The sequence below is a fragment of the Micromonospora sp. NPDC006431 genome, assembly GCF_042870725.1.
In the GTDB taxonomy this organism is placed as follows: domain Bacteria; phylum Actinomycetota; class Actinomycetes; order Mycobacteriales; family Micromonosporaceae; genus Micromonospora.
The window spans coordinates 1-20,937 of the sequence record NZ_JBIAHQ010000020.1; the positions used below are offsets into that span (position 1 = coordinate 1).

18 protein-coding genes are annotated in these 20,937 nt (G+C 73.4%); 11 read left to right on the plus strand and 7 right to left on the minus strand.

The window, feature by feature from the left end; translation table 11 throughout:
• Positions 1-1,341, plus strand: a 1,341-nt coding sequence (locus ACFYM6_RS27315) for an NAD-glutamate dehydrogenase domain-containing protein (RefSeq protein WP_387280043.1), incomplete at its 5' end; no start/stop codon positions are given.
• Positions 1,342-1,457: 116 nt separating this feature from the next.
• Here ACFYM6_RS27315 and ACFYM6_RS27320 read toward each other — a convergent pair.
• Together ACFYM6_RS27320 and ACFYM6_RS27325 are read right to left on the minus strand one after the other, a co-directional pair.
• Positions 1,458-2,222 (minus strand): class F sortase, encoded by a 765-nt coding sequence (locus tag ACFYM6_RS27320; RefSeq protein ID WP_387280045.1) that lies wholly within the window; start codon positions 2,220-2,222, stop codon positions 1,458-1,460.
• Positions 2,209-3,105, minus strand: coding sequence for a hypothetical protein (locus tag ACFYM6_RS27325; protein ID WP_387280047.1), 897 nt, complete (start codon positions 3,103-3,105; stop codon positions 2,209-2,211). The genes ACFYM6_RS27320 and ACFYM6_RS27325 overlap by 14 nt, the downstream gene beginning before the upstream one ends.
• A 605-nt stretch (positions 3,106-3,710) precedes the next feature.
• Between ACFYM6_RS27325 and ACFYM6_RS27330 the strand changes: the two genes are divergently transcribed.
• The gene (locus tag ACFYM6_RS27330; protein ID WP_387280049.1) at positions 3,711-5,459 is read left to right on the plus strand and encodes a glycoside hydrolase family 6 protein; all 1,749 of its coding nucleotides are present in this window, start codon (positions 3,711-3,713) and stop codon (positions 5,457-5,459) included.
• A gap of 149 nt (positions 5,460-5,608) precedes the next feature.
• Here the strand turns inward: ACFYM6_RS27330 and ACFYM6_RS27335 are convergent, their stop codons facing one another.
• The 3 genes from ACFYM6_RS27335 to ACFYM6_RS27345 all read right to left on the minus strand — a co-directional run bounded on the left by ACFYM6_RS27335 (position 5,609) and on the right by ACFYM6_RS27345 (position 7,653).
• A complete protein-coding gene (locus ACFYM6_RS27335; protein WP_073835962.1) occupies positions 5,609-6,013 on the minus strand; it encodes a hypothetical protein in 405 nt (134 codons plus the stop codon).
• Between the two features lie 67 nt (positions 6,014-6,080).
• A complete protein-coding gene (locus ACFYM6_RS27340; protein ID WP_387280051.1) occupies positions 6,081-7,040 on the minus strand; it encodes a hypothetical protein in 960 nt (319 codons plus the stop codon).
• Between the two features lie 13 nt (positions 7,041-7,053).
• A complete protein-coding gene (locus ACFYM6_RS27345; protein WP_387280053.1) occupies positions 7,054-7,653 on the minus strand; it encodes a hypothetical protein in 600 nt (199 codons plus the stop codon).
• 403 nt (positions 7,654-8,056) lie between these two features.
• On the opposite strand from ACFYM6_RS27345, the gene ACFYM6_RS27350 reads away from it, so the two are divergent.
• The 7 genes from ACFYM6_RS27350 (at position 8,057) to ACFYM6_RS27380 (ending at position 16,631) form a co-directional block, all read left to right on the plus strand.
• Complete coding sequence (locus ACFYM6_RS27350; RefSeq protein ID WP_387280055.1) at positions 8,057-10,477, plus strand: nitrate- and nitrite sensing domain-containing protein; 2,421 nt, start codon at positions 8,057-8,059, stop codon at positions 10,475-10,477.
• Positions 10,477-10,896 carry a roadblock/LC7 domain-containing protein gene (locus ACFYM6_RS27355; RefSeq protein WP_073835966.1) on the plus strand — a complete coding sequence of 140 codons (420 nt, stop codon included), beginning with the start codon at positions 10,477-10,479 and terminating at the stop codon, positions 10,894-10,896. The genes ACFYM6_RS27350 and ACFYM6_RS27355 overlap by 1 nt, the downstream gene beginning before the upstream one ends.
• Complete coding sequence (locus tag ACFYM6_RS27360; RefSeq protein ID WP_387280057.1) at positions 10,886-11,275, plus strand: DUF742 domain-containing protein; 390 nt, start codon at positions 10,886-10,888, stop codon at positions 11,273-11,275. The genes ACFYM6_RS27355 and ACFYM6_RS27360 overlap by 11 nt, the downstream gene beginning before the upstream one ends.
• A complete protein-coding gene (locus ACFYM6_RS27365) occupies positions 11,256-11,858 on the plus strand; it encodes an ATP/GTP-binding protein (RefSeq protein ID WP_387280059.1) in 603 nt (200 codons plus the stop codon). The genes ACFYM6_RS27360 and ACFYM6_RS27365 overlap by 20 nt, the downstream gene beginning before the upstream one ends.
• A gap of 128 nt (positions 11,859-11,986) precedes the next feature.
• The gene (locus tag ACFYM6_RS27370; RefSeq protein WP_387280061.1) at positions 11,987-13,021 is read left to right on the plus strand and encodes a lactonase family protein; all 1,035 of its coding nucleotides are present in this window, start codon (positions 11,987-11,989) and stop codon (positions 13,019-13,021) included.
• Positions 13,022-13,199: 178 nt separating this feature from the next.
• Positions 13,200-14,945, plus strand: a complete 1,746-nt coding sequence (locus ACFYM6_RS27375; RefSeq protein ID WP_387280063.1) for a VWA domain-containing protein — start codon at positions 13,200-13,202, stop codon at positions 14,943-14,945.
• Positions 14,946-15,149: 204 nt separating this feature from the next.
• Complete coding sequence (locus tag ACFYM6_RS27380; RefSeq protein ID WP_387280065.1) at positions 15,150-16,631, plus strand: sugar transferase; 1,482 nt, start codon at positions 15,150-15,152, stop codon at positions 16,629-16,631.
• Between the two features lie 40 nt (positions 16,632-16,671).
• Here the strand turns inward: ACFYM6_RS27380 and ACFYM6_RS27385 are convergent, their stop codons facing one another.
• Positions 16,672-17,802 (minus strand): PP2C family protein-serine/threonine phosphatase, encoded by a 1,131-nt coding sequence (locus ACFYM6_RS27385; protein ID WP_387280067.1) that lies wholly within the window; start codon positions 17,800-17,802, stop codon positions 16,672-16,674.
• A 95-nt stretch (positions 17,803-17,897) separates the two neighbouring features.
• On the opposite strand from ACFYM6_RS27385, the gene ACFYM6_RS27390 reads away from it, so the two are divergent.
• Positions 17,898-18,428 (plus strand): MarR family winged helix-turn-helix transcriptional regulator, encoded by a 531-nt coding sequence (locus ACFYM6_RS27390; protein ID WP_387280069.1) that lies wholly within the window; start codon positions 17,898-17,900, stop codon positions 18,426-18,428.
• A gap of 9 nt (positions 18,429-18,437) precedes the next feature.
• On the opposite strand, the gene ACFYM6_RS27395 is transcribed toward ACFYM6_RS27390, so the two are convergent.
• Entirely contained in the window at positions 18,438-19,697 is a 1,260-nt protein-coding gene (locus ACFYM6_RS27395; RefSeq protein ID WP_387280071.1) for an ROK family protein, read from the minus strand.
• A gap of 49 nt (positions 19,698-19,746) precedes the next feature.
• Between ACFYM6_RS27395 and xylA the strand changes: the two genes are divergently transcribed.
• Positions 19,747-20,934 (plus strand): xylose isomerase, encoded by a 1,188-nt coding sequence (gene xylA / locus ACFYM6_RS27400; protein WP_387280073.1) that lies wholly within the window; start codon positions 19,747-19,749, stop codon positions 20,932-20,934.
• Positions 20,935-20,937 lie beyond the last annotated feature (3 nt).

A 20,937-nucleotide genomic window follows, 5' to 3' on the forward strand; every position in this document is an offset into this window, starting at 1 on the left:
GCCGGAGTGGACTGCTCCGACCACGAGGTGAACATCAAGATCCTGCTCAACACGGCGGTCGCCGACGGCGAGCTGGACCGGCCCGCGCGCGACGAGCTGCTGGCCGAGATGACCGACGAGGTCGCCGAGCTGGTGCTGCGGGACAACTACGAGCAGGCTCGGGCGATCAACAACGCCCAGGCGCAGGCCGCCTCGCTGCTCCCGGTGCACCGCCGGATGATCAACGAGTTGGAGCGTTCCGGGGCGCTGGACCGGGCCCTGGAGGCACTCCCGCCGGACGAGGAACTCGCGGTCCGGACCGAGAACGGGCTGACCGCGCCGGAGTTCGCGGTGCTGCTGGCGTACGTCAAGATCGTGCTGGAGCGGGAGATCGTCGCCGAAGGACTGGCCGACGAGGAGTGGACGACCGACATCCTGGTCAACTACTTCCCCACTCCGCTGCGCGAGCGGTTTGCCGGCCGGATGGGCCAGCACCGGCTGCGCCGGGACATCGTCACCACCGTGCTGGTCAACGAGGCGATCAACCGGGGCGGCATCTCGTTCGTCTTCCGGACGGTCGAGGAGACGGCCGCGTCGGCCGCGGACGTGCTGCGGGCGTACGTGGTGGTGCGCGAGGTGTTCGGGCTCCGCGAGCTCTGGAACGCGATCGAGGCGCTGGACAACAAGGTCTCGCCCGAGTTGCAGACCAGCGTCTCTCTGGACACCCGCCGGCTGCTCGACCGCGCGGTGCGCTGGCTGGTGACCAACCGGCGCTCGCCGATCGACGTGCCGGGGGAGATCGCTCGGCTGCGGGACGGGGTGGCCCGGCTCCTGCCCGACCTGGAGAACCTGTTCTACGGCAGTGAGCGGGAGGCGATCGCCGCCCACATCGACTCGCTGACCCAGAAGGGGCTGCCCCGGGAGCTGGCCGCGCAGGCGACCCGGCTGATGTACAGCTTCGGCCTGCTGGACGTGGTGGAGACCGCCCAGTCGACCGGCCGGGACGTGGGCGAGGTGGCCTCGGTCTACTTCGTCCTCTCCGACCGGTTCCGGGTGGACGCCCTGCTGTCGAAGATCTCCCTGCTGCCGCGCGAGGACCGCTGGCAGACGCTGGCCCGGATGGCGCTGCGCTACGACCTGTACGCCGCGCTGGCCGCGCTCACCGCAGAGGTCCTCGGCTCCACCCCCGATAATGTGTCGCCGGCCGACCGGGTGCAGGAGTGGGAGCAGGCGAACGCCACCTCGATCCACCGGGCGCACCGGGCGATGGGGGAGTTCGACGAGTCCCGCGCCGACCTCTCCGCGCTGTCGGTGCTGCTGCGGCAGATCCGTACCCTGGTGCGGACCTCGGCGGCGGCCTGACCCGCACGGACACCGGCGCGGGGGGGGGCCGGGGGGGGGGGCCCCCCCCCCCGCCCCCCGGGGGGGGCCGGGGGGGGGGCCCCCCCCCCCCGGGCCCGCGCCCGTTCCGCACCGCCTCACGGGGTCATGGTGGCGAAGGCGATGACGTTGTTGAGGTAGCTGCCGGAGCTCTGGTCGAACTGCCCGCCGCAGGTGACCACCCGGAGGCTGGGCTTGTCGCTGGGGCCGTAGACCAGCTCGGTGGGAAAGGCGGTCTTCGGGTACGACTTCACCTCGTTGACCGTGAACGTGGCGGTCGAGCCGTCCTCCCGGGCGACGCTGATGGTGTCGCCCGCCTTGAGCGAGCCGAGGTTGAAGAAGACCGCCGGCCCGAGCTTGGCCGAGTCGACGTGCCCGACGATGACCGCGTTGCCGACCTCTCCGGGGCTGGCCCCGGGGGTGTACCAGCCCGCCTTCATGGCCTGCTCCAGCGGGGGCACCTGGACCGTGCCGTCCGCGTTCAGACCAAGGCGCATGATCTCGGCGTTCACCCCGATCCGGGGGATCGAGATGGTCGTCGGGGCCGACCGGGGCAGCGCGGCGCGGGCGAGATCCGGGTTCGGCGTCGCCGCGTCGTCGGCGGACGCCTGGTCGGCGGTCACCGTACCGCTGTCGTCCGAGGGGCCCGGGAGGGTGGGCGAGGTGGGGGTCGAGGCCGTCCCGGCGGCTCCGGCCTGGGCGAGCGGCTGGGGTGGCCGGGGAGGCGGCACGGTCCGGACGGAGGCCCCGATCAGGCCGGCGCCCAGCATGGCGATCAGGACGACGACGACCACGCCGGCGGCGCGCCACGGTCTCCCGTGACGGCCGCCGGCCCGAGTCGCCGTCCGGTCAGACGAGGTCATTGGCCCGACGCCGGCGCAGCAGGACCATCCCGCCCAGTGCGGCGGCGCCGATCACGCCCACCCCGCTGGCGGCCATGCCGCGGTCCACGCTGGTGCTGGTCATGCCCCCGTCACCACCGTCAACGTGGCCGCGCGGGAAGCAGTGGTCCCGGTCCTCGTCCTTGCGGTCGAAGTCCTTGCGGTCGTGGTCCTTGCGGTCCTCGTCCTTCATGTCCCGGTCCTTGAAGTCGTGGTCCTTGCGGTCCTCGTCCTTCATGTCCCGGTCCTTGCGGTCGTGGTCCTTGTTGTCCTGGTCGTTCCGGTCCTCGTCCTTGGCTTCGTGGTCCTTGCGGTCCTGGTCCTTGCGGTCCTGGTCCTTGCGGTCCTTGTCCGACTGGTCGTCGACCATGCCGCCGCCCTGGCCGTAGGCCCCGGGCTGCCAGCTGTCGTTGCCCTGCCAGTCCTTGCCCTGCTCGTCCTTCTTGTTCTCTTCCTTGCCCTGCTCGTCCTTCTTGTTCTCGTCCTTCTTGTTCTCTTCCTTGCCGTGCTCGTCCTTGAAGTCGGGCTTCTTGTTGTTCTCGTCCTTGAAGTCGGGCTTCTTGTGGTCCTCGTCCTTGAAGTCGTGGTCCTTGCGGTCACGGTCCTTGCCGTCGTGGTTCTTGAAGTCGAAGTCCTTGCGGTCCTCGTCCTTGCGGTCGAAGTCCTTGCGGTCGAAGTCCTTGCGGTCCCAGTCCCCGTGCCCCCCCGGGCAGGTCTCAAGAAGGCTGACCTGCGGCTTGGCGGCGACATCGCCCGCGTACGTGCCGGGGCCGGCCGCGTTCGCCATCCCGGGCGAGAACAGCAGCAGGGACGCGCCGCCGAGAGCGGCTCCCGCAACGACCTTCCCGAGCATCTTCTTTCCCATGACCTGCGTCACTCCATCCCTGTTTGTCCTGAGCCCGACGGCGGTCGAGCTACGCCCGACGTTAGACCTTTTCGCGAGCTATCCGGGGAAAGATTCGTGTTTAAGAGTTTGTTGGCGTTTAGGGGGATGGAGGTGCTAGGAGCCTTATGTGGCATTGCCGAGGCTCTTCGGAGGGTTCCGCAGTGCCGCAGCCCATCTGGACGCACCTGTGCCGCACGCCCCGCTGCGGCGCTGCCCTGCCGTGTTCCACCGGCTCGGACCCGTCTGCCGGCAACCGGCCGTGCCGATACCGCCTGGGCTGTTCTCCCCTTTGCCGACGGGGAGTTCACATCGAGGCATTGCCATGGAAGCGCTCCCATGCAAGAATCGCTGCACGCGGTTGGGGGAGCCACACCGCGAGTCCAGACGTCGAGGGCACCCGGGTCGATCGGGCGGCGTCCGACTCCTCGGCCGGTCGTGCCGGCCGGTCGATCACCCACCACCGCCCGTCCGGGTCGGGCATCCCCGAAGACACCCGTGGCGCCGACGGCCGTCCCAGCCGGACGTCCCGAGGGCCATTCGCCGGGCCGTACGCGGATCCGGCCTCGCCCAAGGAGATCAGTGGCATGAATCTGTGGAGAAGGCTGTCCGGCCGGAGTCGGGCACTCGCACTGACCGGTGCGGGCGTCCTGGTCGCCGGCGGGCTGGTGACCCTCCCGGTCACCGCGGCGCAGGCCGCGACCCAGTGCAGTGTGGACTACGCCACCAACGACTGGCCGGGTGGCTTCATCGCCACCGTGACGATCAAGAACCTCGGAGACCCGCTCGGCGCCTGGACGCTTGGTTTCACCTTCCCGAACAGCTCGCAGTCGGTCGTCAACGGCTGGTCGGCGCGGTGGTCGCAAAGCGGTCAGAACGTCACCGCGCAGAACGAATCGTACAACGGCTCGCTGGCCACCGGCGCCAGTACCACCATCGGGTTCAACGGCGCCTGGAGCGGCGCCAACCCGAAGCCCGCCCAGTTCACCCTGAACGGCACGGTCTGCACCGGCGGCACGCCGCCCACCACCACCCCGCCGCCGTCCAGCCCGCCGCCCTCGAGCCCGCCGCCGTCCAGCCCGCCGCCGGGGCAGAAGGTGGACAACCCGTACGTCGGGGCCAAGGGCTACGTGAACCCGGACTGGAAGGCCAAGGCGGACGCCGAGCCGGGCGGCAGCCGGGTCTCGAACAACCCGACGGGCGTGTGGATGGACCGGATCGCCGCCATCAACGGCACCCCGGGGGCCCGGGGCATGCGCGCCCACCTCGACGAGGCACTGCGGCAGGGCGCCGGCTACATCCAGTTCGTGATCTACAACCTGCCCGGCCGGGACTGCGCCGCGCTGGCCTCCAACGGTGAGCTCGGCCCGAACGACCTGCCCCGGTACAAGGCCGAGTACATCGACCCGATCGCGGCGATCCAGGCCGACCCGAAGTACGCCAACCTGCGGATCATCAACATCATCGAGATCGACTCGCTGCCCAACCTGGTGACCAACACCTCCGGGCAGGCGGGCGGCACCGCGATGTGCGACACCGTCAAGGCCAACGGCGCGTACGTGAACGGCGTCGGCTACGCCCTGGCCAAGCTGGGCGCGATCGGCAACGTCTACAACTACATCGACGCCGCGCACCACGGCTGGATCGGCTGGGACAGCAACTTCGGCCCGACCGCGGACATGCTGAAGAGCGCGGCCGTCGCCTCCGGCAGCACGGTACGCAACGTGCACGGCTTCATCGTCAACACGGCGAACTACTCGGCCCTGCGCGAGCCGTACGTCAAGATCACTGACTCGGTGAACGGCACGTCCGTCCGCCAGTCCAAGTGGATCGACTGGAACCAGTACGTCGACGAGTTGTCGTTCGCCCAGGCGTTCCGGCAGAAGCTGGTCTCCGTGGGCTTCGACAGCGGCATCGGCATGCTGATCGACACTTCCCGTAACGGCTGGGGCGGCTCGGCGCGGCCCACCGGGCCGGGCGCGACGACGAACGTCGACACCTATGTCAACGGTGGCCGCATCGACCGCCGGATCCACGCCGGCAACTGGTGCAACCAGGCCGGCGCGGGCCTCGGCGAGCGGCCGAAGGCCGCGCCCGAGGCGGGCATCGACGCCTATGTCTGGATCAAGCCGCCGGGCGAGTCGGACGGCTCCAGCAGCGCCATCCCGAACGACGAGGGCAAGGGCTTCGACCGGATGTGCGACCCGACGTACACCGGTAACGCCCGCAATGGCAACAACCCGAGCGGCGCGCTGCCCAACGCCCCGGTCTCGGGCCACTGGTTCGCCGCCCAGTTCCAGGAGCTCATGCGCAACGCCTACCCGCCGCTCTCCTGAACCGGCGGCCGGCCCACCCGCCGCAGCGGAGTGAGGCACCGCCGCGCGGGTTCCCCCGGGCCCCTGGTCGGCACTCGGTCGACCAGGGGCCCCCGGGCCCTCTCGGCGTACGGCCGTCAGGGCCTCCGGGCCCTCTCGGCGTACGGCCGTCAGGGAACCGTCTTCTCGATCGCCGCCCGGCCCAGCTCAGCCAGGTCACGGCGGGCCCGTTCGATGTTCTCCCGGGTGAGGTCCTGGCCCCGGGCCAGCACGAGGTCCTCCGGGTCCCACGGCTGCTCGGCGCCCGTCCGGATGTTGCGCCCGGCCCCCTCGGTGCCGGTGCCGGTGGCCCCGGTCCCGGTGCCGGTCGGCCCGGTGCCGGCCGCGTACGGGTCGCCGAGGATGTCCGGTGACCCGGTGTCGGGCACCGCGCCGTCGGGCTCGGTGAAGGTCGGGTTGTCCCGGTCGGCGCCGCCGCCGCTGCGCAGCTGCGGCACCGTGCTGTCGTCGTCCACCGCCGCGGCCACCTCGGGGGTTTCCTCCAGCGGCCGCTCGCCGCGGTCACGATCCGTCATGCTGCTGCCCTCCTGTCCCGTTCCGTGATCCCCCTGGCGTACCCCGCGGGGGCCGGGCCATGCCGCCTCAGCGCCCGAGGACCCGGTCCAGGAAGTCCCGGTAGTCGCGGACGGCCACCCGGAGCTGCTCGGTGTCGGTCGAGCCGGACGCCTGCCAGCCGCCGAGCCGGGCCTTCTGGTCGCGCAGCGCGGCTGACAGCGCCTCGATCGCCTCCTCGACCAGCGACTGCGCCGCGCCGACCGCGGCCTGCGGGTCGTCCACGAAGCGGAGCTGGACGTCCCGCCAGCGGTCCCGGAAACCCTGCGCGATGTCCGGGGCGAAGAGCGTGGCGGCGTCCGACGGCACCGCGCCGGGGGTCGGCCGGGCCGCCCCGGCCAGGGCCGCGTCGGCCGCGGCGCCGGCCGCGGCGGTGCTGGTGTCCGGGTCGACCATGGCCGGCTCGGCGCTGCCGTAGCCGGTCGCACCGGCCGCCGGCGCGTCGTCCCGCGGCCCGGCGGAGCGCCCGGCCGCCGCACGCTCGGGGCTGTGCAGCCGGTCGCCGGCCGTCGGGTCGGCCCGCTCGTCGTCGAACGCGTCGGTCCGCCCCGGCGCCCCGTCGCCCGGCTGGGCGGTGTCCTCGCCGCGCGGATCCCGCTCGTCCTCGGGCCGCCCGCTGGCCATCGCCGAGGCGGCCACCGCGTCGCCCACGGAGGTCGCGCCGAACACCGAGGGCAGCGGCGCCGGATCGTGGTACTCCGGCCGTTCGTCGACGTCGGCGGCCTCGGCGTCCCGGGCGTCCCGTGCGTCGTACGCCCGGGTCTGGTCCGGCTCCGCGTCCCGCCGGTCGTCGGCGCGCTCGCCGGCCACCCCCGGGTCGTCGAAGGTGCCCCGGTCGTCCAGCGCGTCCTCGGGTACGTCGACCCGGGCGGCCCGGTCGGGCCGCGGTCCGTCGCGATCGGCGGGCGCGCCCGCCGGCCGGACCGGCACCGGCGTGGACCGGACGATCTCCGGGTGCTCGTGCGTGACCTGCTGCTTGTCCTGGCGCATCGCGGCGGCCTCCTCAGCGGCTCGAGACGTCGTGCTCGTGGTCGGGTTGGCGCTGCTCCGGCGGCTGGTGACCGACCGGGTCCGCGCCGAGCAGATCGGCGAAGAGCGCCCGGTAGTGCACGAGCGCCTGCCGGAGTTCCTCGGTGCTCGCCTCGCCGCGCTCGTGACGCAGCCGGATCTCGTGGGCGTCCCGGTAGTGGGCCAGGGTGCGGGCGTGCTCGACGGAGAGATGGGCGACCTGGTCGTCGAAGTCCCCGGTCGGGTACCCACGGTCGGCGATGAGCCGGGTGACCAGTTCGTCGGCGTCGCCGACGGTCTCGCCCGGGGAGTCGACGAAGCGGACCTGGAGTTCCTCCCAGGCGGCGGCGTACCGGGCCCGGGACTCGGGGGCGAGCGGGGTGAGCTGCAGCTCGGCGTGCCGGCGCTCCCGCTCCCGCAGCTCCCGCTCGGCGGCGCCCCGGCTGTCCTGCTCGGCGACGACCCGGTCGTACTCCGGGCCGAACCGCTGCCTGAGGGCGCGCCGGCGGCCGGCGCGTACGGCGACCGCGGCCAGCGCCGCGAGCACCACCACCACCACCACGATGACTGTGACGACTACCTGCGTGGGCGACATGGCTCCTCCTTCGCCCGCTGGTATTCCCTCCGCGCACTGATCGCCAATCCCGGTCCGGGGCACTTTTCCTGGGATTTCCCGACCGAAACCTCGCGGAACCTGGGGCGACCGACACCTCGTACGTACCGCTGAAACTTGAGTCATTCCAGAAGGTGCTGCGAGGTGGCGTGGGTGCGGAGCGCCGCTGCGACGTGCCCCGCCGGTCCCTTCCGGCGGGGCGCCCACTCCGTTGGTGTCCACAACCGAACATCCCGGACGGTAGCGACGAGCGAGACGGCCGGTAGTGCATCGGCCCGGGATTACGTATCCTGCCCAAGGCGGCCGGGCTGGGCTCGGCGTCACGGTCGGAGACCTTCCGGCCGGTGCCGGCGCCACCCCTGCGACACCTTCCGGGCGAGGTCTGATGAACACCCGTGACTGGCCGATCCGCGCCAAGCTGACCGCGCTGGTCGTCGGTCCGGTGACCGCGCTGCTGGCGCTCTGGATCTTCGCCACCACGCTGACCTTCGGACCCGCCCTCGACCTGCTCGCGGCGCGTACCTTCCTCTACGACCTGGGCCGGCCGGGTGAGGCCGTGGTCGCCGAACTGCAACAGGAACGGCGGCTCTCGGTCGTCCAGCTCGCCGGCGACAGCACCCTGCCGGCGCTGACCGAGCAGCGGACCCGCACCGACCGGGCGATCGCCGAGCTGCGCCGCCGGGTCGACGGGAAGGAGCTGCGCGACGCCGCCGACGAGCTGCTCGACGCCCGGCTGGATCAGCTGGTCTCCGCGCTCGATGCGCTGCCCGCCGGCCGGGGCTTCATCGACGGCCGGAAGGTGGACCGGGCCGGGGCGATCGGCCTCTACAGCGGGATGATCGGCTCCGCCTTCCAGGCGTTCTCCGCGATGGCCGCGTTCCCCGACAACCAGCTCAACCGGGAGGCGCTGGCGCTCACCGCGCTGGGCCGGTCCCGGGAGCTGCTCGGCCAGGCGGACGCGCTGCTCGCCGGCGCGGTCACCGCCGGCGGGTACGCCGAAGGCGAGCACGAACAGCTCGTCCGCACCATCGAAAACCAGCGCTTCCTGGCCGAGACGGCGGTGGCCGACCTGCCGCCGGGCGAGCGCACGGCGTACCAGCGGCTCACCGAGGGGGACGCCTTCGTCCGGCTGCACGGCCTCCAGGACATCCTGATCCGCGCCCGCGACCTGCCGGCCCAGCTCGACGTACGCGCCTGGGAGTCCAGCCAGACCGCGGTCTGGCAGGGCCTGCGGGACTTCGAGCTGCGCGGCGCCGACGGGCTGGCCGAACGGTCCGTGCCGATGGCGGTGGGCATCCTGAGCCGGCTCGCCGCCGCCGGGGTGCTCGGCCTGCTCGCCGTGGTGATCTGCGTGCTGGTGGCGCTGCGGGTCGGCCGGTCGCTGGCCGGACGGCTGACCGGGGTGCGCACCGCCGCGCTGGAGATGGCTGAGCACCGGCTGCCGGACGTGGTCGCCCGGCTGCGCCGCGGCGACCAGGTCGACGTCGCCCGGGAGGCGCCCGAGCTGGACCACGGCGGCGACGAGATCGGCCAGGTGGGGCGGGCCTTCAACGAGGTGCGCCGGACCGCTGTGCAGGCCGCCGTCGACGAGGTCACCCTGCGCCGGGGGCTCAACGAGGTGTTCCTCAACATCGCCCGACGCAGCCAGGGGCTGGTGCACCGGCAGTTGGCACTGCTGGACCGGCTGGAGCGGCAGACCGAGGACCCGGACGAGCTGGCCGGGCTGTTCCAGGTCGACCACCTCGCCGCCCGGCTCCGGCGGCACGCCGAGGACCTGGTCATCCTCGCCGGCGCGGCCCCGGGCCGGGGCTGGCGGAACCCGGTCGCCGCGGTCGACGTGGTGCGCGGCGCCATCTCCGAGGTGGAGCAGTACGACCGGGTCGACATCGGCGAGGTGCAGCCGGCCGGGGTGCTCGGCCGGGCCGTCGGCGACGTCATCCACCTGCTCGCCGAGTTGATCGAGAATGCCCTCGCCTTCTCTCCGCCGGGCACCCGGGTCGACGTCACCGGGCGGACGTCACCGGGCGGGTACGCCATCGAGATCACCGACCACGGGCTCGGCATGTCGCCGCAGGCCCTGGCGGACGCCAACCGCAAGCTGTCCCGCTCCCCGGAGTTCGACCCGGCCGACAGCGCCCGGCTGGGTCACTTCGTGGTCGCCCGGCTGGCCGCCCGGCACGGCGTCCGGGTCGAGCTGCGACCGGCCACCCCGATCGGCAGCACGGCGCTGGTGCTGGTCCCGGCCGATCTGGTCACCGACGAGCCGCCGGTGGGCCCCGGCTCGGACGCCGGGACGGCGGGCGCCGGTGACCGGCGGATGGCCAGGGTGACCCGGCTGTCCACGCTGCCCCGGCCGCGTACCACCCGGCCCGGCCGGGAACGTCCCGACTCGGCCGTGGTAGGGCTCTCCGCCGGCCGTACCTCCTCGGTCGAGGCGCCCGCGGACGGCGACGGCCTGCCCCGCCGGGTCCGCCGGCGCGGGCCGGCGACGGGACCCCGGCCGGCCGCCGCGGACACCCCGGCGTACCGCTCGCCGGAGGAGGCCCGGCGCGCCATGTCCGCCCTTCAGGCCGGCACCGCCCGGGGCCGTCGGGACGGGGCGGCCCGCGCCGCCGCCGGCCCCACCGGTACGGCCGCCCCGGCCGCCCGGGGTGTCGCCCGTCCGGCCGGCCAACCCGTCGACTCCGCTGCCCGGTTCCGAGGTGGCCCGTCCACCGACGCGGCCCGGGACCGGGCCGCCGAGCCCTCCCCTCCGGAGCCGGCGCCGGCCCCGGAACCTCCCACCGCGACTGAGAGGGACGCCTAGTGGTGTACACGACGCGGCAGAACGCCGATCTCGACTGGCTGCTCGACGACCTGGTGGAGCGGGTGCCGGCCGCCCGCCAGGCGGTGGTGCTGTCGGCGGACGGGCTCCTGCTCGGCGCCTCGGCCGAGCTGAGCCGTACCGACGCGGAGCACCTCGCCGCCATCGCCTCCGGCTTCTCCAGCCTGGCCAAGGGGACCACCCGGCACCTGGCCGGCGGCGCGGTCCGGCAGACCGTGGTGGAGATGGAGTCCGCGTACCTGTTCGTCACCGCGGCCGGGCCGGGCGGCTGCCTGGCGGTGGTGAGCGACGCCGACGCCGACATCGGCCTGGTGGCGTACGAGATGGCGATGCTGGTCATCCGGGTCGGCGAGAACCTGAGCGTCCCGGCCCGTACGGCGGGTGCCGTCGATGCGGACTGAGTCACCGGGGCCGCAGCACGAGTGGCTGGACGACGCCGCGGGCCCGGTCGTCCGTCCGTACACCCTGACCGGTGGCCGGGTGCGGCCGCCCGGAGCCGGCTTCGACCTGGTGGCCTTCGTGCTGGCCCCGCCGGCGGCCGACCCGGCCGGCCTGCCGGGCCTCCAGCCGGAGCACCGGCGCCTGGTCGAGCTGGCCCGGCAACCGGTGGCCGTGGCCGACCTCGCCGTGGACCTGGACCTCGCCGTCGGCGTGGTCCGGGTGCTGCTCGGCGATCTCCTCGACCGTGGGCTCGTCGCGGTGCACCAGCCGCCGACCGCCGCCCACCTGCCCGACGACAACATCCTCAAGGCGGTGGTCAGTGGACTTCGTGCGCTCTGAACCGGGGACGGCCGCGCTGCGGGTTCCGCTGGCCCTGAAGATCCTCATCGCCGGCGGCTTCGGCGCCGGCAAGACCACGCTGGTGAGCGCGCTGAGCGAGGTCCGGCCGCTGCAGACCGAGGAGGTCCTGACCGGCGCCGGCGTGGGCACCGACGACGTCTCCGGGGTGGAGGAGAAGTCCACCACCACGGTGGCCATGGACTTCGGCCGGATCACCATCACCGACGACCTTCAGGTCTATCTCTTCGGCGCCCCGGGCCAGGACCGCTTCTGGTTCCTCTGGGACGAGTTGGCCTTCGGCGCCCTCGGCGCGGTGGTGCTCGCCGACACCCGCCGGCTGGCCGACTGCTTCCCCTCGATCGACTACTTCGAGCAGCGCGGCATCCCGTTCGTGGTGGGGGTGAACTGCTTCGACGGGGCCCGGCGGTTCAGCCTGGAGGCGGTACGCGACGCGCTGGACCTGGACCCGGACGTGCCGCTGGTGCTCTGCGACGTCCGGGACCGGCAGTCCGGGAAGCTGGTGCTGATCTCGCTGGTCGAGCACGTCGCCCGGCAGCGGGGCGAGCCGGTGCCGGTGGGCTGACCGGGCCGCGACGGGTCGCGGGCGTGCGGCCGACCGCCGAAACTGGTTCCGGGAAGACGGCCAACGGCCCGGCCGACCCGGAGGGCCTCTGGTTGGATCGACGGAGGAATCGGCGGAAGGTGGGACCGGTGACCGCGCAGCACGCGATCGTCCACATCGGTGGCTACACGGCGGAGATGGGCGGGCGGGCCGAGGGCATCGTCGCGGCCCGGCGGGATCCGGTGTCAGGGGAGCTGACCCCGCTCGGCACGGTGGCGGTGACCTCGTCGCCGTCGTTCCTCGTCCGGCACCCGGCCCGGCCCGTGCTGTACGCGGTCAACGAGCTGTCCGAGGGTCAGGTCAGCGCGTTCCGGGTCGCCCCGGACGGCGATCTCGCCCTGCTCGGCGTCCGCCCGACCGGCGGGGCCGAGCCCTGCCACGTGGCGGTCGCCCCGGACGGGCGGCACCTCTTCGTGGCCAACTACGGCGGCGGCAGTGTGGCGGTGTTCCCGCTCGACCCGGACGGCGTACCGGGGGAGCGCTCCGATCTGGTCCGGCACGAGGGGCACGGCGCCGACCCGCAGCGGCAGGAGGCGGCGCACTGCCACATGGTCTCGCCTGATCCGGGCGGTGGGCCGCTGCTCGCCGTCGACCTGGGCACCGACTCGGTCTACCGGTACGACCTCGACGCCGCCTCCGGTCGGCTGGTGCCGCGCGCCCCGCGGCTGCGTACGCCGGCCGGCAGCGGCCCCCGGCACCTGGCCCGGCACCCGGACCGGCGGCGCTGCTGGCTGGTCGGCGAGCTGGACGGGACGGTCACCGCGTACGACCTGACGGCCGACGGGCTGCACCAGCGGGTCCGGGTCGACGCGAGCGGGCGGGTCGGGCACGTGCAGCCCTCCGAGGTCGCGGTCGGACCGGACGGCCGGTTCCTCTACGTGGCCAACCGGGGAGTCGGCACGGTGGCCGTCTTCGCGCTGGCCGGTGAGGCGCCGGAGTTGGTGGCCGAGGTCGACACCGGCGGCGAGTGGCCGCGGCACTTCGCCCGAGCGGGCGAGCACCTGTACGTGGCCGACGAGCGGGCCGACATGATCAGGGTCTTCCGGGTGGACCCGGTCACCGGGGTGCCGGAGCCGGTCGGGGAGCCGGTGCCGGTGGCCAGCCCGACCTGCGTCCGGCCGTGACGGAGTGTTGCCGCGAGCGGCGTCCACCATGGACTGGCGTCACCTCTGATGACTGATCGGTAACTCAACGTAGAAGTTTTGCTGATCAACTGTTTCTGCTGCGTAACTTTCGTCCGAACGGATGTGGCACTAACCCCACGAGATACGCAAGATGGTCACCGTGTCTGGCCGCCATCGCATGCGTTCGAACCTCCGTGGGGTAGGCGCCGCCGCGGCGGCCACCGCCCTCGTCGCCGTCGTAGCCGGGACCTGGTTCGGCTACCAGCAGCTGGCGGGGCCGTCCTGCTCGGGGCAGATCCAGCTCTCCGTCGCGGCCACCCCGGAGATCGCGCCCGCCGTCAAGGGAGCGGCCGACCAGTGGGTCAAGGACGGCGCGGCGGTCGGCGACACCTGCGTCGCGGTGAACGTGACCCCCGCCGAGTCGGTCGAGGTGGCCGCCACGGTGGCCAGCAAGCACGGCGCAACCTTGGCCGGTGTGGGGCAGGCGAGCGGCACCGCGGTGACGCCGGACGTCTGGGTGCCGGACTCGTCCACCTGGCTGCTGCGGCTCAAAGCCGGCGGGGCCACCGCCTTCGCCCCGGCGAACGGCGCCTCGATCGCCCGCAGTCCGGTGGTGGTCGCGATGCCCGAACCGGTGGCCACCCGGCTCGGCTGGCCGGACAAGAAGTTCACCTGGGCCGACCTGTTGGCGCAGGTCAACAGCAGCAAACCGCTGCACGCCGGCATCGTCGAGCCGACCCAGGACGCGGCTGGTCTGTCCGGCCTGCTCTCGCTGACCGCCGCCGCCAACTCCACCGGTGCCGCCGGCTCCCTGCAGGCGCGGGAGGCGACGATCGGGGCGTTGCGGGCGCTGGCCACCAACAGTTCCCGGCTGCGGCAGGATCTCCTCGCGCGCTTTCCGCGCTCGTCCGAACCGACGGCGGTCGCCAACGGCCTCGGAGCGGCCGCGCTGTCCGAAGAGGACGTGATGGCGTACAACGCCACCAAGCCGCCGATCCCGCTGGCCGCCCTCTACCTGGACCCGCCGCCGGCCCCCCTGGACTATCCGTTCGCGGTGCTGCCCGGTCTCGAGCCGGCGAAGGCGTCCGCCGCGAAGGTGCTCTTCGAGGCGCTGACCACCCGCGGCTTCAGGAGCCGGCTGGCCGCCCAGTCGCTGCGCGCGCCCGACGGCAACTGGAGCGAGGGCTTCAAGGCGCTGCCCGGTGCCCCGAGCCCGGCGGGCGGGAACGCCGCGCCGGCCGGTCAGGGCGCCGCGGGCGGGCTCGACCCGACCGCCATCCAGAAGGCCACCAGCACCTGGTCGGCGGTCACGCTGTCCGGCCGCATGCTCTGCGTCATCGACGTGTCGGGCTCGATGAAGGAGAAGGTGGAGACCGCCGGTGGCGCCACCCGGGAGCAGGTCACCGTCGCCGCGGCGACCCAGGGCCTGAACCTTTTCGACGACTCCTGGTCGATCGGGCTGTGGACCTTCTCCACCAACCTGAACGGCTCGCAGGACTACCGGGAGTTGGTCCCGATCAGGCCGCTGTCGAGCAACCGGGGCGCGATCCAGCGCGGCCTGGCCACGGTCAAGCCGTCTAACGGCGACACCGGCCTCTACGACACCCTGCTGGCGGCCTACAAGGCCGTCCAGCAGGACTGGGAGCCCGGGAAGGTCAACTCGATCGTGCTGTTCACCGACGGCAAGAACGAGGACGACAACGGCATCTCCCAGAAGGACCTGCTGGCCAAGCTCCGCAAGCTCCGCGATGCGGAGCAGCCGGTGCAGGTGATCATCATCGGCATCGGCAACAAGGTCAGCCAGGCCGAGCTCAAGTCGATCACCGACGTGACCGGTGGTGGTGCCTTCGTCACCGCCGACCCGACCAAGATCGGCGAGATCTTCCTGCAGGCGATCGCACTGCGCCCGCCCGCGCCGCGCTGATCCGCCACTCAGCGGACCGCCGTACCGGAATCCGGTACGGCGAGCCGCTTCCCCGCGCTCCTCGACCGCAAGGCAACTGACGGTAATCCGTCCGAAGCAATCGGTGCCCACAATTGTCGAGGCAGGATGTCCTGGTGCTCCGAGCCGGCCCGCCAGAGCCGTCACGCGGTACGGGGATGGTCCTGAACGAAGTGGGGAGGGCCGGTGATCTCGGCGACGCTGCTGACCCCTGCCAGGACATCGTCGGGACCGGGCGGCGACCGTCCCGGCCCGACGCGGGCCGCGGAACGGGCCTACATCGGGGTCCTGGTGGTGCTGGACACCACCGTGCTGGCGGCGGCCACCCTGATCGGATACCTGGCCCGCTTCGGGGACGAGCCGCCGGTCGGATCGGAGATTCCGTACGTGGTGGTGGCGCCCGCCCTGCTGCTGGTCTGGCTGATCTCGCTCAAGGCGATGCGCTGCTACGACGACCGGGTGCTCGGTTACGGCGCCGACGAGTATCGGCGGGTCAGCTCGGCGAGCCTGCGGTTGGCCGGCGGCATCGCGATCGCGGGGTACATCGCCGACGTCGGCGTGTCCCGGGGCTTCCTGGCCATCTCCTTCGCGGTCGGCACGGTCGGCCTGGAGGTGGCCAGGTACGCCGCGCGCAAGCGGTTGCACCGGGCCCGTGACCGGGGCGCCGGCTGGTCCCGCAAGGTCCTCGTGGTGGGCGACACCGCGCACGTGCTGGAGCTCGTGCACACCCTGCGTCGCGAGCCGTACGCCGGCTACCAGGTGGTCGGCGCCTGCATCCCGGACGCGCTGCTCGCCCCGGTGCCGCAGCGGCTCGGCGACGTGCCGGTGGTCGGCTCGTTCCGGGACATCCCCGAGGCGGCCACCGCCATCAGCGCGGACACCGTGGCCGTCACCGCCTCCGGTTCGCTCACCGCCACCCGGCTGCGCCGGCTCGGCTGGCAGCTCGAGGGGACCGGGGTCGACCTGGTCGTCGCCCCCGCGCTGACCGACGTCGCCGGCCCGCGCATCCACACCCGTCCGGTCGCCGGCCTGCCGCTGATCCACGTCGAGGCGCCCGAGTTCCGGGGCGCCCGGAAGCTGGTCAAGGGGCTGGTCGACCGCTCGCTGTCGCTGCTGGCGTTGCTCCTGCTGCTGCCGGTGCTGGTGGTGATCGCGCTCGCCATCAAGCTGGACAGCCGGGGGCCGGTGCTGTTCCGCCAGGTCCGGGTCGGCCAGGGCGGCGAGGAGTTCGGCGTCTTCAAGTTCCGCACCATGGTCGTCAACGCCGACGCCCTGCTGGCCGAGTTGGCCGCGCGCAACGAGACCGATGGCCTGATGTTCAAGATGCGCGACGACCCGCGGGTGACCCGGACCGGCCGGCTGCTGCGCAAGTGGTCCCTGGACGAGCTGCCCCAGCTGGCGAACGTGCTGCTCGGCCAGATGAGCCTGGTCGGGCCCCGCCCGCCACTCCCCTCCGAGGTGGCCCGGTACGACGGTGACCTGGCCCGCCGCCTGCTGGTCAAGCCCGGCATGACCGGCCTCTGGCAGGTCAGTGGCCGGTCCGACCTGAGCTGGGAGGACGGCATCCGACTCGATCTCTACTACGTGGAGAACTGGTCGCTCGCCGCCGACCTGACCATCCTCTGGAAGACCTTCGGCGCGGTGATCCACCGCCGCGGCGCGTACTGACCCCGCCCCCGGTGCAGCCCGCCGAGGCGGGACCCCCGGGTCAGGGCTGCGGACCGAGCCAGTCGAGACAGACCGCCACCGCGTCGTCGATCAGGTCGCCGGCGACGAAGGCCCGCAGATCGCCGATCAGCGACCGGACCGCGTCCAGCGGCTCCATCGGCCCGGTACGCCGAAGGAAGCGGTCCAGCGCGGTCTCGCCGTAGCGGATCTGCCGGGCGGTGGCGTCGACCACCCCGTCGCTGACCACGAAGAGCCGGTCCCCGCGCCGGAGCTGGAACTGCTGCGCCCGGTAGTCCGTGGCCTCGAACATGCCGAGCGGGAACTGCTTCTCCAGGACCTGCTCGCTGACCTCGCCCTCGCGCAGCAGCAGCAGGCGCGGCGACCCGGCGTCGACCACGGTCATCGCTCCCGACGCCAGGTCCAGCTCCAGCAGGAGCGCGGAGAGGTACTGCTCGCCCCGGTGCAGTGCGTAGATCGCCTGGTCGGCCAGGGCGGCCTGGTCGGCCAGGGCCAGCTCGGCGCGGCGGGCGTTGCGCAGCGCGTGAATGGCCAGCGAGGTGAGCATGGACGCGGCCACCCCCTCACCCGAGCCGTTGATCACCGAGAGCCAGAGCCGTCGCCCGTCGTCCGACCAGTCGAAGCTGTCGCCGCGCACCGCGTACGCCGGCTCCAGCTGTCCGGCGAGGCGGAACGACGGCCGGATCCGGCTGCGGCCGGGCAGCAGTTCCCACTGCATCTCGGCGGCCAGGGTCAGCCGGCGGTCCCGCCGGGCGGTGACGTAGACGTCGGTGCTGGCGGTCACGGCGGCCAGCTCGTGCCCGAGCGCGGTGGCCATCGCGTCCAGCTCCCGGAGGGCGGCCGGGCCGGCCGGCAGCGGCGACAGCCGGAGCACGCCGCGCCGCTCGCCGCGCATGCCGACCGGGAACCAGCCGGTGCCTTCCGACACCACCGGCTCCTGGTGGTCGAAGCAGCGCCAGGCCGGATGGCCCGGGCTGGTGATCGGCTCGCCGTCGCCGAGCGGCAGCAGCACCGCGAGCCGGTAGTCGACCTGGTAGAGCTCGGTGCGGGTGATCCCGTAGGCCCGCGCGAGCTCGGTGGCGAGCCGGTCGATCAGCAGGTCGGCCGGGGCCTCACCGAGAGCCCGGCGCACCCGATCCTCCGGTCCGCTCATCTTTGCTCCTTTGCACAGGTCGGCCGCCTGGTACGGCGGGTAGTCTCGGGCGCACCATGGCCGAAGAACGCGGTCCTTACGGACCTGAAGCGAGTATGGCCGCCGCCCTGGACGAGGCGGCGGGCACCCTGCTGGCTGTCTGGGAGGCGGCCCGGGAGCGCACCACGAGCCGACTCTCCGGTGCCCAGTTACGCGCGGTCATGGTCGTCGAGCAGTACGACGGGATCAACCTTCGCCGCCTCGCCACGCTGACCGACATGCTGCTCTCCTCGGCGAGCCGGCTCTGCGACCGGCTGGTGGCGGCCGGGATGCTGGAGCGGGAGCCGGGCCGGTTCGACCGACGGGAGATCGCCCTGCACCTCACCCCGGCGGCGACCCGGCTTCTCGCCGAGCTGCGGGCCGACCGGCGGCACCGGCTGGAGCAGATCCTCGCCGGGATGAGCGCCGAAGGCCGCGCGGCGCTGCTGCGCGGGATGCAGGAGTTCGACGCGGTCGCCCGGCGTGCTGAGGCCGGTGCCCCGGAGGGGTGGCCGGTGCTGCAGCCCTCCGGCGAGCGGACCGGCGACCCGCTGGCCGAGCCGGGGGAGCCGTCGACCGGCGAGCCGCCGGTGGCGCGTACCGCCTGAAGGCCGGGATCAGCCGGAACGGGCCAGCCAACCGACCGGGCGGTCGATGATCCGGCGGGCCACCGAGGCGGCCCCGCCGACCGCCGCGGACTGCACGCCGAGCGCGGCCGGGCGCACCGTGACCGGTGACCATGCCGCGGTGAGCACCCGCCGGGAGATCTCGGCGACCACCGGCGGGGCGAGCCAGGGGGCGAGCGGGGCGTATCCGCCGCCGAGCACCACGGTGTCCAGGTCCAGCAGGTTCACCACGCCGGCCACGGCCACGCCGAGGGCCGTCCCGGCGTCGGCCAGGGCGGCCAGGGTGGCCGGATCGCCGGCCGCCGCGAGGTCCGCCAGCCGGGACGCGGCGGTGTCCGCGGGCAACTCGCCGCCGGACAGCCCGGCGGCGGCCAGGATGGCCTCCTGGCCCGCGTACCGCTCCAGGCAGCCGCGGCCGCCGCAGCGGCAGGGCCGCCCCTCCGGGTGCACCGGGATGTGGCCCAGCTCGCCGCTCCAGCCGCGCGCGCCCCGGTACAGCACCCCGTCGAGCACGATTCCGGCACCGATGCCGATCTCACCGGAGATGTGCAGGAAGCTGGCCGACCCGGGCGGGCCAGCGTGCAATTCGCCGAGGGCGGCGAGGTTGGCCTCGTTGTCGACGACGAGCGGCGGGATCCCGTCGACCGGCTCGGCGAGCGGGTGTCCGGCGAGCAGCCCGGGGACGTCCACGTTCCGCCAGCCGAGGTTGGGCGCGAGCCGGACCAGGCCACCGTCGCCGACCAGGCCCGGCACGGCGAGCGTCGCGCCGGCCAGGGTCAGCCCGTCGCGTACGGCCGTGGCGCGGGCCTCGGCGGCGAGCGCGGCGAGCCGGTTCAGGGCGTCGGCGGGGGAGACCGGCCGCAGGTCGGCGCGGCGCACCACGTGGTGGCGTACCGCGCCGGTCAGGTCGACCACGCAGGCGGCCAGGTAGTCGACGTTGACCTCCAGCCCGAGCCCGGCCGGGCCGTCGGCGGCCAGCACCAGGCCGCGGGCCGGCCGCCCGGCCCCGGTACGTGGCGCGGGCTCCGCCTCGGCGACCAGCCGACCGGCGATCAGGTCGTCGACGACGGCGGAGACGGTGGCCCGGGTCAGCCCGGTCCGGGCGGCGATCTCGGCCCGGGAGGGGGGCCGCTCGGCGGCGGCGATCCGCCGGAGCACCACCGCCAGGTTGAGCTCGCGGAGGCTGCCCTGCCGGACCGCCCCGGCGGTGCTGGCGCTGGTCACCCCTTGACACTGCCACAGGGCGGCCATTTAATTCAACCAGTGAACAAATTGCGGACGACACCACCGGAGGTCTGCCATGGCACCCCGTCCCACCCCCGCCGACAAGTTCTCGTTCGGTCTCTGGACGGTCGGCTGGCAGGCCCGTGACCCGTTCGGCGACGCCACCCGGCCGGCGCTGGACGCGGTCGAGGCGGTGCACAAGCTCGCCGAGCTCGGGGCGTACGGGATCACCTTCCACGACGACGACCTGGTCCCCTTCGGCGCGGACCCGGCCACCCGGGACGCCCACCTGACCCGGTTCCGCAAGGCCCTCGACGAGACCGGCCTGGTCGTGCCGATGGTCACCACCAACCTCTTCACCCACCCGGTTTTCAAGGACGGCGGCTTCACCAGCAACGATCGCGACGTCCGCCGCTACGCCCTGCGCAAGGTGCTGCGCAACGTCGACCTGGCCGCCGAGTTGGGCGCCCGCACCTTCGTCATGTGGGGCGGCCGGGAGGGCGCCGAGTACGACCTGGCCAAGGACGTCCGCGCCGCGCTGGACCGCTACCGGGAGGCCGTCGACCTGCTCTGCCAGTACGTCATCGACTCCGGCTACGACCTGCGCTTCGCCCTCGAGCCCAAGCCGAACGAGCCGCGCGGCGACATCCTGCTCCCCACCGTCGGGCACGCGCTGGCCTTCATCTCCACCCTGGCCCACCCCGAGCGGGTCGGGCTGAACCCGGAGGTCGGGCACGAGCAGATGGCCGGGCTCAACTTCGCCCACGGCATCGCCCAGGCGCTCTGGCAGGGCAAGCTGTTCCACATCGACCTCAACGGCCAGCGGGGCATCAAGTACGACCAGGACCTGGTCTTCGGCCACGGCGACCTGCTCAACGCGTTCGCCCTGGTGGACCTGCTGGAGCACGGCGGCCCGAACGGCGGTCCCGCGTACGACGGGCCGCGGCACTTCGACTACAAGCCCTCGCGTACCGAGGACATGACCGGGGTGTGGGCGTCGGCGGAGGCGAACATGCGCACGTACCTCCTGCTCAAGGAGCGGGCGGCGGCGTTCCGGGCCGACCCGGAGGTGGCCGAGGCGCTGGCCGCCAGCAAGGTCGGCGACCTGGCGACGCCGACGCTGGCCCCGGGGGAGAGCTACGCCGACCTGCTCGCCGACCGGTCCGCGTTCGAGGAGTTCGACCCGGAGGCGGCCGGGGCGCAGGGCTACGGCTTCGTCCGGCTCAACCAGCTCGCCGTCGAGCACCTGCTCGGCGCGCGCTGAGGC